The organism is Iningainema tapete BLCC-T55, from assembly GCF_014698965.1.
GTDB lineage: Bacteria > Cyanobacteriota > Cyanobacteriia > Cyanobacteriales > Nostocaceae > Iningainema > Iningainema tapete.
In genome coordinates this window covers 318,638-332,290 of sequence record NZ_JACXAE010000086.1, presented here as the reverse complement: position 1 = coordinate 332,290, position 13,653 = coordinate 318,638, and the positions used below count along the sequence as shown (strand labels likewise).

The 13,653-nt window shown below is 41.8% G+C and carries 11 protein-coding genes; 6 read left to right on the top strand and 5 right to left on the bottom strand.

What is annotated here, in order from left to right; translation table 11 throughout:
• Positions 1 to 9 precede the first annotated feature (9 nt).
• Together ICL16_RS29475 and ICL16_RS29470 are read right to left on the bottom strand one after the other, a co-directional pair.
• Positions 10 to 987, bottom strand: a complete 978-nt coding sequence (locus ICL16_RS29475) for a DUF1822 family protein (protein WP_190835125.1) — start codon at positions 985 to 987, stop codon at positions 10 to 12.
• Positions 988 to 1,017: 30 nt separating this feature from the next.
• A complete protein-coding gene (locus tag ICL16_RS29470; RefSeq protein WP_190835124.1) occupies positions 1,018 to 1,644 on the bottom strand; it encodes a sigma-70 family RNA polymerase sigma factor in 627 nt (208 codons plus the stop codon).
• Between the two features lie 394 nt (positions 1,645 to 2,038).
• On the opposite strand from ICL16_RS29470, the gene ICL16_RS29465 reads away from it, so the two are divergent.
• Positions 2,039 to 4,378: a cation:proton antiporter domain-containing protein gene (locus ICL16_RS29465; protein ID WP_190835123.1), complete on the top strand. Its 2,340-nt coding sequence runs from the start codon at positions 2,039 to 2,041 to the stop codon at positions 4,376 to 4,378.
• A gap of 83 nt (positions 4,379 to 4,461) precedes the next feature.
• On the opposite strand, the gene ICL16_RS29460 is transcribed toward ICL16_RS29465, so the two are convergent.
• Entirely contained in the window at positions 4,462 to 4,668 is a 207-nt protein-coding gene (locus ICL16_RS29460; RefSeq protein ID WP_190835187.1) for an Hfq-related RNA-binding protein, read from the bottom strand.
• An 87-nt stretch (positions 4,669 to 4,755) separates the two neighbouring features.
• Between ICL16_RS29460 and dapF the strand changes: the two genes are divergently transcribed.
• Complete coding sequence (dapF, locus tag ICL16_RS29455) at positions 4,756 to 5,598, top strand: diaminopimelate epimerase (RefSeq protein WP_190835122.1); 843 nt, start codon at positions 4,756 to 4,758, stop codon at positions 5,596 to 5,598.
• A 97-nt stretch (positions 5,599 to 5,695) separates the two neighbouring features.
• Here the strand turns inward: dapF and ICL16_RS29450 are convergent, their stop codons facing one another.
• Entirely contained in the window at positions 5,696 to 8,494 is a 2,799-nt protein-coding gene (locus ICL16_RS29450) for an endonuclease/exonuclease/phosphatase family protein (protein WP_238361004.1), read from the bottom strand.
• Between the two features lie 345 nt (positions 8,495 to 8,839).
• Here ICL16_RS29450 and ICL16_RS29445 point away from each other — a divergent pair, with 345 nt between their 5' ends.
• The 4 genes from ICL16_RS29445 to ICL16_RS29430 all read left to right on the top strand — a co-directional run bounded on the left by ICL16_RS29445 (position 8,840) and on the right by ICL16_RS29430 (position 13,299).
• Positions 8,840 to 9,376, top strand: coding sequence for a hypothetical protein (locus ICL16_RS29445; RefSeq protein WP_190835121.1), 537 nt, complete (start codon positions 8,840 to 8,842; stop codon positions 9,374 to 9,376).
• 20 nt (positions 9,377 to 9,396) lie between these two features.
• Positions 9,397 to 9,585 carry a hypothetical protein gene (locus ICL16_RS29440; RefSeq protein WP_190835193.1) on the top strand — a complete coding sequence of 63 codons (189 nt, stop codon included), beginning with the start codon at positions 9,397 to 9,399 and terminating at the stop codon, positions 9,583 to 9,585.
• Positions 9,586 to 9,743: 158 nt separating this feature from the next.
• Positions 9,744 to 11,852, top strand: coding sequence for a PAS domain-containing sensor histidine kinase (locus ICL16_RS29435; RefSeq protein WP_337907148.1), 2,109 nt, complete (start codon positions 9,744 to 9,746; stop codon positions 11,850 to 11,852).
• A 64-nt stretch (positions 11,853 to 11,916) separates the two neighbouring features.
• Positions 11,917 to 13,299, top strand: a complete 1,383-nt coding sequence (locus tag ICL16_RS29430) for a sensor histidine kinase (RefSeq protein WP_190835120.1) — start codon at positions 11,917 to 11,919, stop codon at positions 13,297 to 13,299.
• Between the two features lie 49 nt (positions 13,300 to 13,348).
• On the opposite strand, the gene ICL16_RS47450 is transcribed toward ICL16_RS29430, so the two are convergent.
• Positions 13,349 to 13,525: a hypothetical protein gene (locus ICL16_RS47450; protein WP_337907147.1), complete on the bottom strand. Its 177-nt coding sequence runs from the start codon at positions 13,523 to 13,525 to the stop codon at positions 13,349 to 13,351.
• Between the last annotated feature and the right edge of the window lie 128 nt (positions 13,526 to 13,653).

Here is a 13,653-nt window from a genome sequence, read left to right as displayed (position 1 = left end):
CTCAACGCGCTAGATGATAAAGTTCTCTACAACGCTGACATCCCCCATTACCAGCTTAACGCTGAAACGTTCTCCCTCTTCGCCACTGAAGTGCAATTGCATATTCTCATTGGTTCTTCTCGCTATAGCTTGCATCACACTTATCCCTTCTTCATCAAGCACCATCACAAGGAGATTGTGTGGTAGATAGGTTTTACCACTTGGAGGATGTGCTTCCACCACAATGTCCATTTCTTGCTGATTTTTTGGTCTAACCTCCACGACTAGAAGTACCGTTTGAACTGTTAGTTCCGTCCCCAATTCAATCAGTTTACCTCGTCTGACAAAAGCTTCTGTAGCGCTTCTTAGACTTAAAGCTGGATTGGCTTCTTGCATATCAAAAAAAGTTTCAATTTCCAGCCAACCAACCTCAAAAATATTTTCTAACCATTGTTTCAAATTCACCAAATTCTTGCTAGGTGTTTTCTGTAGAGACGCGAAATTTCGCGTCTCTAAATTTCGCGTCTCTACATGAGCAAGATATTCTAAATGCTCAAGTAAATCTTCCACAGGTTGCAATTGACTGATGGGTATCAAATCAGATGATGCCTGCTTAACAAATCCTAGCAGTGTTGCTTCTCGAAATGATTCACTAATCTGCACAGCCACATAGCCGATTCTGTTTGACTGTACTTCTGGCGGTACGTAGATAAACTGTGTTTCTGCTAACACCGGACGACATTCTAACTTGCCCAAATTTTTTATTTGCAAATCAGCTACATCCATGAGTGTTTGCTGAAGTGGGTTCCAACTATCACTAGCTTCTAGTTCTGTGTCAAAATCCATATACTCTAAATAGGAATTCACGAAAGACACAGATAAGATATTGAGGCGGACTTGTTCGCCTTTTTCTGGTGCGGCTTGTTGTTTAGACCACTGTTCGGCTAACTTACGTGCCTCTCTTAGTAGAGGACCTGTAAAGGTGAAAAGAGTTGTAATATTACTCATAATTTTTACTCTAATTAAATTACACAAAACCTACAAATACTCTCTGAATATAGGAGCAAAATTTTGTAAACATCGCTGATAAAAAGTACTTAATGATGGAATGCTAATACCCCATTCTGCTGAGATATCTTTCCAGGTAATTCCCAAAATCCTTTTAATAGCTATTGCTTGAAAATTAGCCTCTGGATAACCTTTTATATGTTTGAGCGCAAAAATTCCTTCTGGATCATCTTCTATAAATTTTAGGACTTCTTTAAAGAGCGATATATCTTCGGATGAAGGTAGGTTTTCCAGGTGAGAGTCTTCTAGCTTAATTTCATTTCCTCTGCCAATGATTTTGCGAACAGCCTCTGGGAAAAATCGTTGAGTTAGTAGCATATTTACCCAGGTCATAACTGTACCGCGTTCTGGGTTATATTTATTAATATTGTTACAGATATACAGAAATAAGTTTTGTACAGCTTCGTCATAAACATCTTCGTCTAGTGATTTAGATTGACCGCTGTATGGGCGGTAAAGTTTAGGTGACTTCCATATTGCATCCACCAGTTTGGACAAAGCTACCCGTCGAGACTTCGTTGGCTGGGGTTGTTGTTGGGCTGCTGTTGCTAACTCTTTAAGCTGTTTGTCTAGTTGACATGTGTCCTCTGCGTGCATAAAGGATCTCAAATTCTATAGAGTGAGAATTGCAAAGCTCTGTTTGTTTATCTGGTGTAGAGCGCGAAAATTATTCAAATCTTTTTTTTATTTACAGAACTTTACAAAGTCTCTGCCCTGAGAACACTGTCCTCTGGGTCAGTACATGATATCATGTTATGTTAATCACTTATGATTAACTTAGGTTGGCGTAGGCTGTCGCAACCCAACACAAACCCGGATTTTTGTTGGGTTTCACTTCGTTCAACCCAACCTATATACGCTAATTTAGTGGTAACTGTCAACCACGCTGTTAAATCCTGTCAAAAGTTTTTTCCTCACCTGAAGAGCTTCCCACAGCTATAAAAAACTTTGTATCCTGAGTCTAGAAGTCTTAATATTTTTTTAAAAGCTTGTGCAAGAAGATTTTAGGCTGATAGTCGATTTAGTTTCAGTTTTAGCTGTTGCCGCCTGTGGAGGGTTAGTAGCAGCACTTTTACGACAACCTGTTTTACTAGGATACCTGATTGGCGGCATAATTATTGGACCTGCCGGATTGGGGCTAATCAAAGAATTAATACAGGTAGAAACTTTGGCTCAGTTTGGAGTCGCCTTTTTGTTATTTGCTTTAGGAGTCGAGTTTTCTTTTAACGAACTTAAAAAAGTCCAAGGGATCGCTCTCGGCGGCGGATTAGCCCAGATTACCTTAACTATTCTAGCTACAGTTTTGCTATGTGGGGTAACAGGAGCTTGGGGAACCTTACCAGCTAAAGGCGTGTTTCTCGGTGGAATTCTCTCATTATCTTCCACAGCAGTTGTCCTCAAGTGCTTGATGGAGCGTAACGAAACAGAAACGCCCCACGGTAAGGTAATGCTGGGAATTTTAGTCGTGCAAGATTTAGCACTGGGATTCATGTTAGCAGTCTTACCTGCTCTTCACCAACCAGGGGAAGCAATTGGCATTGCAGTACTTACAGCCCTGTTGCGGATTTGCTTATTTGCTGCTGGTGCGGTTGCTGCCGGGATTTGGCTGATCCCGCCTTTGTTGCGATTGCTTGCCCGTACTGAAAGCCGAGAGTTATTTTTATTAGGAGTAGTAGCTTTGTGTTTAGGTATTGCTCTACTCACAGAACATTTAGGACTTTCGATTGAAATGGGGGCGTTTGTCGCTGGCTTAATGATTTCGGAGGTTGAATACGCCGATCAAACTTTAACTTACGTAGAGCCACTGCGAGATATTTTTGCCAGTTTGTTTTTTGCATCCATTGGAATGTTAATTGACCCGGTATTTTTATGGAATAATTTAGAATTAATTTTGGGATTAGTGGCTTTGGTATTTATTGGTAAGTTTTTGATTATTACGCCACTCGTAAAGTTATTTCGTTACCCGTTGAAAACAGCTTTAATTGTTGGGTTTGGACTAGCTCAGATTGGAGAATTTTCCTTTGTTTTAGCCAGTGAAGGACAAGCTCTGGGATTGGTTTCCCGGCAAATATATTTACTAATTTTAGGAACTACAGCGGTAACATTAGTAATTACACCATTTGTGTTACGTTTAATTCCCATCGTATTTAATTGGGTAGAATCAATTCCTTGGCTCAAACCATATTTAAGTGATGAAGGTAAACCTTTAGCGGTGTCGGATGAACTACCAATCAAAGAGCATATAGTGGTTTGTGGTTATGGGCGAGTAGGACGCAATTTAGTTAAATTATTGCAGCAACACGATTTACCTGTTGTAGTTATTGACCAATCGGAAAGTATAATTCAACAGTTACGAGAAGCTAAAGTGCCTTACGTGTATGGCAATTGTGTGAGTTTTCACGTTTTAGAAACTGCGGGAGTAAGTAATGCAAAAGGCATGGCTATTGCACTTCCCGATCCGATGAGTACCCGTCTTTGTCTCAAACGTGCTTTGGAGTTGTTGCCAGAATTAAATGTAGTGGTACGTGCCACCCACGATAAAAGTATAGAAGTACTCTACCAACTGGGAGCGCGGGAAGTAGTGCAACCAGAGTTTGAAGCTAGTTTAGAAATGGCAACTTACATATTAACAGATGTCGGTTTCTCCCCAATGGTAGTGCAAAAGGATATGCAGGAAATCCGCAATCGTCATTACCTGGATTTGCGCCCAGAAAGAACGGCAACGGAAGTTTCCCGTGATGTGCGTCAACTTAGCCAAGATATGAATAGCCGTTGGTATCCTCTGCCCACTAATTCACCATTGGTTGGCATGACTTTAGAGGAAGCCGATATGCGCTACCTCACAGGAGTAAGTTTAATGGCTATTTGCCGTGCTAGCGGTGAAGAAATAGATTACCCCGATGCTAGTACCAATTTAGAAGAAGGCGATCGCTTATTAGTCGTAGGATCGGATGATGAACTAGCAGCCTTAGCTGAATTTGCCCTGGGTAAAGCTAGTGTTCCTGGAGAACACAGTGCTTGTCAGTGGGTAACAATCAGCGCTGATTGTTCTTTTGTTGGTAAAACCCTTGCTAATTTAGATATCCCTCACCAATACGGAGTACAAGTGCAGGCGATGCGACGCGATGGCAAGTTTATTCGCCTTCCCGATCACAGTATGAACTTACAAGCCCGCGACCAAGTGTTATTATGCGGTAGTTTACCTTCTTTATATCAAGTAGAACAGTTACTTGCCCCAGGAGCGCAAGTACCATTATCTATTCCGGTAGTTAAAGCAGGTGAAGCCGAAGCTCTCAAAGAGTTTCTGCCCTCAGATATTTTGCGAGATTAGATATCGACCAAATTTAAACGTGCATTATTCACAATCCTGGTAGAGACGTTTCATGGAACGTCTCTACATGATTATTGACTGCTCTACTTGGTATAAGCGATCGCTTGTTTCCACACTGTCGTCTGCTGGTTATTTTCATCTACCATACAAATACAGTTTTGGTCTTGCCAGATTACTCTTCCTGTTAGTTTATCGCCTGTTAGTAATTTGATTTCTACAGGCGTTGCTTGTTTAATGAGATTTTGTAGTTGGCGAATACTGGGCAGTGAAGTGTCAAATTCCGTAATCATAGTTATTAGTGATAAATCATCGTAGAGACGCCCCGCCGAGGCGTCTGTACTAGGATAAAACACAAGTATATTTCATCAAATTTAGATATGGCAATCGAATTTACTAAGTATCACGGTTTGGGAAATGATTTCATCCTGATTGACAATCGCGCCCAATCCCAACCAGTAATTACACCAGAGCAAGCAATTCAGTTGTGCGATCGCCACTTTGGCATTGGTGCGAATGGTGTAATTTTTGCCTTACCCGGAGAAAACGGCACTGACTACACCATGAGAATTTTTAACTCAGATGGTTCAGAACCAGAAATGTGTGGTAATGGGATTCGCTGTTTGGCGGTTTTTTTAGCTGACTTAGAAGGTAATGCTAAAAAAAGCAACCAATATCGTATTCATACACTGGGTGGTGTGATGACACCCGAACTGATGGCGGATGGTCAAGTTAGAGTGGATATGGGTATCCCCAAACTATTGAGTAGTGAAATTCCTACTACCCTTGTTGATAGTAACGAAAAAGCTATCTCTGAGCCTTTAGAAGTAGCTGACGAATTATGGAGTGTCACCTGTGTCAGCATGGGCAACCCCCACTGCATTACTTTTGTCGAAGACGTAGCGGCAATTCCTCTAGAAAAAATAGGTCCCCAATTTGAGCATCATCCTGCTTTTCCCCAACGTATAAATACCGAATTTATTCAAGTTGTGCGCCCTGACTACGTAAAAATGCGAGTATGGGAACGTGGTGCTGGTATCACTTTAGCTTGTGGTACTGGTGCTTGTGCGGCATTAGTGGCAGGTGTATTGACGGAAAGATGCGATCGCAGTGCTACTGTAGAACTTCCTGGTGGTTCTTTACAGATAGAATGGTCAGAATTAGACCAGCGAGTTTACATGACAGGACCTGCTGAACGAGTTTTTACTGGCAAAATCGGCTAGTCAATGGCCAATTTTCTGAAACGCCCCCAGGCTATAAACCTGGGGCTACAAAAACAGCGACACCCTTATAGGGTGTTGCATTTTGGCGGAGGTATTGTTAGACAATAAAATTATTAGCGTTATTCAACTGTGCAACGGAAACATTCTCTACTCTAATAAATGGTCGAGCAGGAAGAGAGCCACCAGGACCATCACTGTCGATGAGAATCTCAGTATCTCTTCCTCTTGCGCCAAAGGAGATGTAGCCATCGGCGATCGCATTAGTTCCGTTGTAGCCACCTGGAACAACGCTATCAAGCAATGCACTAAAGTCAAACTTGTCAGCACCTACTGTAAAGTCTAGGATGTTGTCGCCTTCATTAATGCTATTGCCAGGACCACTTAAACTGGTGTAGACAATTACGTCATTACCACCGCCAGTAGTGATATCATCATTACCACCAAAGCCAGTAATTCTGTCACCAAAAGCAGTTCCCACTATGGTGTCCCGACCAGTTGTGCCATTAATCACATTGACGAGATCAAACCGAGCTAAAACGGGGTCATGGTCACTGTCTTGGACGGCAAATTCTGAGTTAATGTGAACTACATCAAACCCATTCAGTTTAGTCAGCAAATTCCTACTAACTAAAATGTGATCTAGTGTTTGGGCATTACCTTCAAAGTTGTAAGTGTAACGCTCGTTCTGGGGTAGCGTTTCAATCAGAGTTGTCAGTCCAGCACCTTCTAAAATACTTAGGGGGTTAGAGAATTCAAAGTCATTCAAGTCACCCGCCACTACCACGTTGGCGTTGGGATTAATCGCGAGAATACTCTGAACAAAGTCTCTCACCTCAGTGGCTTGTTGGTTACGTTGCGCCTCGCTGCTCAGCGTTGGCGGTTGAAACCTTCCAAATAGGGGTTGGTCGCCGCCTTTAGAATTGAAGTGGTTGCCAACCACAAACACAGTTTGACCGTTGAAAATAAATTCACCAACTAGAGGCTTGCGACTGTTAGCGAAAGCATCACCATTGGAAAGATCGGTATCGATGATTCGACCGGGGCTAGCAGAAAGTTGGGGAACACCACCCACGTTATTGACTGTGGTGTCGGTGGTGGAAGTGCCACCTGGGCGATCTACAAACTGTACCCGGCTGGGATTATACAAGAAACCGACGCGAATATTACCACCAGGTTCACCACCATCTTGGTCGTCTACTGGGTTAATTTGACGGAATTGATATGTAGGACCACCAGCAGAGGCGATCGCACTAATCAATGTTTGGTAGGTTGTGCTGGCATCTACCACACTATCATTAGTCGGTCCATTGTTGTCCTGAATTTCTTCTATGTTGATGATATCAGGGGATCTTAGATTATTAACAATCCTGCTGGCGAGGTTGTTGAATTTAGTCGCACCATCACCAGGGTCAAGGTTTTCCACGTTGAAGGTAGCAACTGTGAGTTGGTTAGCGATGGGAGTCACATTGGTAACTTCCCGCTGCAAACCACCGGAGGTAACGCTGGGCAGAGCTTGAGTATTCAACAATTTGAAATTACTGAAGCTATAGTCGATTACCCCAACAATTGCCCCGTTAAACCTATCTCCCACATTCACCTGTGGTTCACTGCTAATAATCGCATCATCAACAATGATTCGTTCTGGGTTGAAATCACCAGGTTGAATCACAATCCCACCACGAGCAGTGCGGAGACTAGCATTTGCACCATTGTCTGCCAACACTGGGATTTCGCCAAAATCATTTGTTGGTCCCACCGCCACAGCATTGTTGACTTGTACTAGCATTCCTTCTAGGCTTTCGTAGAAGTCGATGCCGTCTTGAACTGGGTCAAACACAGTACCAGCATTTTCCACATTGCCACCCGCTGCATCGTTACTAATTACTTGGGTGGGAATTGCTCGTCCGCCGTTACCAAGAATAATGGGAGTTGGCAGAGGATTGCCAGTTGACACCGTGGTAATTGATGGGCTGCCAATCTGAGTGATGGTGAGGTTATTAGTACCACCGGAACCACCAGGGCGGAACTCCGAAACTGTACCGCTAACTAAAACCGAGCTACCGACACTTACTGTTGGTGCAGAGGATGTGAAGACAAAAATGCCCTCGGAAGTAGCATCATTAGTATCGGGGTTGGGGTCTTGCAGGTAGAAGCCGTTGGCGGTTAACGCCGTTACGATCCCGGGAACGTTATTTACCGTCTGACCATTTAGAGGAGAGATGTGAGCAGCACCTTGAATTTCACGAATACGAACTGAAGGAGGTGGAACAGTTGGTGGGGTAACTCCTCCGGTCGAAATACTAAAGTCATCGATTCCTAAGCCGTGGTCATTACCAGCATCATTTATGTCTCGCCAGCGAAGCCAGATCTCTTGACCGGGAGTAAGGTTTAGACTACTTAAAGTAGAGGACAAAGTAGTGCGGTTAGCTGTTGCATTACCATCTAAGGCTCCTGCTGTTGCTGTAGCAATCGGTCCGGTAAAGTCTAGAGCATTGAAGTCCGTCCAAGTACCTGAAGTTAAATTAGTTGCACCAATTTGATATTGAAAATCTAATTTTTGAGCTGTGGTATTGCCGCCATTTCTCCACTGCTCACCTACGTAGCTGATGTTGAGTGTACTAATTGTGCTAGTTGTGTTGTTGACAAAGCGAGCGCCATAATAAATAGTTTCAGTGCTACCAGATGCCACAGACCCCAAAGCTCGCTCGTTGCTAGAAGCAGCCCCTAAGCTATAGAGCGCTCCTGTATTGCTTGAGCCAGTTCCAGCATTATATGTTATTTTGTTGGAGTACCAGCCAACAATAGTGGAGTTATCAGTCCACGTATTATTAGAGCCTGAATTGAGTAAAGAATCAAAGTTTTGGGAATAAAAACTGCTCAAATTAATTGCGGGCATAGAAGCATCTTGGTTGTTGTAATTACAAATCCTTTGAATTATTGAAGCTAAGCATTACTTTTTAGTATTAATGCTTAAACAAGATTACGTATTGCATCAATTATGTTATTCATTAAAGATAAATAATAGGTTAAGTTTGCTTTAAAAATAGACATTATATCGAGATGTGATATTGACGTGAGATCAGCATAGCTGCATCAGTCGATTTTTTTGACACCTAATTAAAGAAGAACTCAGTTGTTAGAACCCAGTAGGTCTTTATCAGAATTTAGTTGGGGATTTAAACTAAACCCAAAATTAATTCTGAGTTCTGAGTTCTTATTCATTTAGTGCAGGTGTTTAAAAATGAAAAAGTGTAATTATCTGGTTAAGTTAGCGATTTGTTTAGTGTTAGTGCTGACAACTACTTTCTGCGTGAATCCGCATAAAGCCGAAGCGCAAGCGATCGCCGATTGTCAAAAAATTGTGGCAGGTACGTACCTGACAACAACAAACTCAGATGTTTTCGGTTCGTTTCGTGGAATTTCCACTTATACCCAACAAGGCAACGTTTTTTTCAGTGCCTCCAACCAAGGTGGCAGTTCGGCTAACCCACCCTACGGTATTATACAAGGTAGTTGGAAGTGTACCTCAGATAGAGAGATTACTGGCGTAGGAGTCAACTTCAATTACCCAACAGAGAAATTCCCGAACTCTATTGGTAGAAGTGATTTTCGTGCGACATTTAATCCTCAAGCTGAAACAGTGCAAGCAACAGTAACAGTTCGTAGGTTCGATCTAAACGCAAATCCGCTCAAAGATGATGGTCTGGTATTAGGAACGTTCACTTTTACAGGACAGCGTGTGAAACCTGACGTCATTGATAAAACAGACATTTCCTAAAAATAATGTAGAGACGTTTCATGGAACGTCTCTACAAGGATTGGTTGTGCACATTTAATTTCTGGAAAGCTTTTGTTGCAGGTAAAGTAGATGCAGTCAGTGTTTTTACACTGTTTACAACAAAAGCTTTATCACGTTCTGGCAGTAAAGAATTATTCAGATTACCATCTCCTATCGACCTTTTATCAAGTCCGGCTCAGCATTTATAATACTGGTGGTTGATTCATCCGTTCGGGTGAATGCGAAGGGAACAAATGCCATCTACTCTGAAAGAAGGGGCTATTGTGTGGGAAGTTGGTTGTTGTCGTTCGCGAAAGCAACTGACTACCAATTGCCTTGAGTAAAACATAAGTTGAAAGTGAATTGCGTGGCTGAAACTGTGAAAGCGCTGGATAAATCGGATTCTCAACAAGGAACATTACCTTTGTTAGACAAAATTGCTGCCAACATTCCGGGAATGATTTTCCAATTCCTTCAGCGTCAGGATGGCTCCCACTCTCTGCTTTATGCTAGTTCTGGCAGTAGAGAATTATATGAATTAGAACCAGAGGTTGTGCAAAGAGACTTTAGCGAGGGTATATATAAATTTATTCATCCCCAAGATCGAAAATCTTTTGAAGAGTCTGTTGCTACTTCTTATCATACTCTTGGACCTTGGCATTGGGAAGGTAGAATTATCACTCCCAGCGGCAAACTTAAATGGATTCAAGGATCTTCTCGCCCAGAACAACAAGCAAATGGGGACATTATCTGGGATGGTTTTGTCTGGGATATTACTGTTCGTAAACAGGCAGAAGAACAACAGCGCTGTCTGGCAGAAAAGTTTTCCAAGGCGTTTCGTTGTAGTCCGAATGCAATTACTATTAGTACGCTTCATGAAGGACGCATTATCGAAGTTAACAATAGTTTTGTTAAACTTTCTGGTTATGAGCGTGAAGAAGTGATAGGTCGTAGTGTTTTAGAGTTAAATATATGGGTAAACAAGAGCGATCGCGCTGTGATGTTGCAGCAGTTGCTGTCTACCAAAGCTGTTCACAACTTGGAATTTGAATTTCGCAAAAAGTCTGGCGAGATACGTATAGGGCTGTTTTCCGCTGAAATAATTCATTTGAATAGTGTTCCTTGTTTGCTTGCAGTCAGTCATGACATTACCGAGCGCAAGCATACGGAAGAATTAGTACGCTTAAGCGCCAAACGCGATCGCCTACTTGCAGAAACTTTAACGCGAATTCGCTCTTCACTCAACCTAGACCAAATTCTGCAAACTACAGTTAACGAAGTCAGACAATTTTTGCAAGCAGACCGAGTCTTTATTGCGGTGAGTGATGCTGAGGTAAAATCTAAAATTATCGCTGAATCAGTAGTTACGCAATATCCATCAGTTTTAGGGTGGCAAGCTGATGATGATTTACTCAATGAATGGAAAAAACAATTTGCAAATAGTCGTGTACGTATCATTAATGATATCACCCAGACAGCAGAATCTCCAAAGATAATAGCACTGTATCAACAATTTCAAATCAAAGCTAGCTTGGCAGTTCCAATTGTATTGAACGCGGAATTATTTGGCGCATTGATTGCTAATTGTAGCAGTCCACGTCATTGGCATTCTATGGAAATTGACTTACTACAGCGAATGTCAGAACAGTTGGCGATCGCTATTCAACAAGCCCAACTTTACCAGCAACTAGCACAACTAAATTCTAATTTAGAACGCCAAGTTGAAGAACGTACTGCACAACTACAGCAGAAAATGCAGGAACTTCAAGAACTCAACCGAGTCAAAGATGTAGTTTTACACACAGTTTCCCACGATTTGCGCACTTCGGTCATGGGTAACTTGATGGTACTGAATAATCTGTTGAACAAACAAGTAGGCTCGCCTCCCCCACTCATCTCGATACCTCGCTCAATTATTGAACGGATGATTCAAGGTAACGATCGCCAATTGGCGATGATCGACTCTTTGCTAGAAATTCATTCTAGTGAAGAACAAGGGATCGTCTTGAATTGTGAGATTGTGAACTTAAGCGCACTGTTAGCAAAAATTATCCAAGATTTGCAACCTGTGTTTAGACAACATCAAGTAACTGTAAAGAACTTGATTTCATCTGATTTACCGTTGGTGATTGCCGATCCGGCACTATTGCGAAAAGTTTTTATTAATTTATTTACTCATGGGTGGCAAAAAAATCCACCAGGCTTAAATTTTACTTTAAAAGCTACGGTGGAAACAGGTAAGATTCGGATTTATATTCAAAATAATGGTGTGGGGATGAGCAAGCAAGAGTGCGATCGCTTATTCGATTTATACATTCGTGAACCCCAAGCCACATGTTCAACAGATATTGGCTTAAAAATGTTTCTCAGTCGGCAAATTATTCAGGCACATAATGGTGAAATTGGCGTCTTTAGTGACCGTAAGCGCGGGTTAACCTTCTGGTTAACATTACCTATAGCTACTCAATTATCGTAATCTGTTGCGGCAAAATTGTATATAAAGGTGAATACCAATCTTGGAGGCAAACGCCTGAATTGCTATGCTCAGATTTGGTCAAAGGTTGATCGTAACTGTATTACAAAGAGTGCGGCACATAAGTGCTACATTCACCGATGATGGAATTACTCCAGAATACAGAACTTGGCGCGATCGCTTTCTGTGGCAAAGATTACATCTGTGGTTATGGCTAGCACTAATGTGCCTGTTAACCTTTACCATTAGGAACATCTACGATCTTTACTTTCCCCTCAAAGAATTCACCGATTTACCCAGGGAACTCAAAAATCAAGCTTTAGTCATATATCCTGTGATGTATGGGTGTATACTTACGTGCTTAGCCATCCATAAAACAAAGTTTGGGCGTCGTCATCCGGGAGTACTGTTTCTGGGTTTATCTTGGTCAATTACTTTAGTAGAGCAGATTTTTGCTACTATTAACGGTTTTGCCATCCCAGATCTCATCGCTTGGAGTTTAGTTTTCCTCAGTCAAGCAACATTTATCCCAGTTCGCTGGACTCTACACCTAACATCACAGTTGGTTGTACTGATCTATTATTTTGGCGTCAATACAGTTCTCGGTCTAAATTTACCAGTACCTGGTAAATCTTTGTATAATGCTACCATAATTTTGTTTTTATTTTGGTTCTGTTTTATTTGTGACTTTGCCGTTTACTTGTATGATCGCCTACAACGCTCTGAGTTTTACGCTCGGCGGGAAAGGGAGCAAGCACAGGAAGCACTACGGATATTTTTCCATGCAGTCTCTCATGATTTACGCAACCCAGTATTAGGTACTTTGATGGTTTTGAAGAATTTGCTATCTCGCCCAGAGGAAAAAATATTGGTTTCTCGTGGGATTTTAGAGCGGATGGAGCAAAGTAGCGATCGTCAACTTAGTTTAATTAACTCTTTAATGGAAGCTCATCTGAGCGAGGTGCAAGGAATTGTTTTACAACGCCAACCGATACAACTAAATACGGTAGTGGAAGCGGCTATTGCTGACTTGAAACAAATGCTAGTAGAAAATCAAGTAACTTTAACGAATTCAGTTACTACCGATTTACCTACAATAAATGCTGATAGCACACAACTGTGGCGAGTATTTTCTAATTTAATTGTCAATGCTGTAAAACATAATCCGCCTGGTTTAAGTATCACCATCAATGCTCAACTTGAGGGCGAGCAGATCTATTGTACTGTTGCTGATAATGGTGTAGGTATAAGTCAAAAACAGAGCGAACACTTGTTCGATCTTTACTTTCGAGGTGGAAACCTGCGTAACTCCGTAAGTTTGGGATTGGGTTTATATTTGTGTAAGCAAATTATCACCGCACACGGCGGCGAAATTGGTGTGAAAAGCGCCCCAAACGCAGGAGCAACATTTTGGCTTACATTACCTTTATATAATGCAAAATACAAGTAAGCCATCTCATAATTTTTCAAGAGCCTCTGTTATGAATAAACAATTTGTACTAAATTGTTTCGGGAGCGACACCAAGCGATCGCAGTTGCGCTTTTAATTGCTCCACCTGTGATTCGGCGTTTCTAGCTCTCTCCTCTGCCTGTTGTCGTGCTGATGTTTCTTGTTGTATTAACTGAATTAACTCAAAAGGAGCTAATAACTTCTCGCCTGTATAACCCCTGAGCATAGTAGAGAAATTGATTTGTTAACACGATTGCCGCTCTACTTTCTAAATATTGGCGTAGAGCGACAACTGTATTGATGATTGCATCAAGATGTACAGAAGTTTCTGCCAATGGTTCTCCATCTAAACTT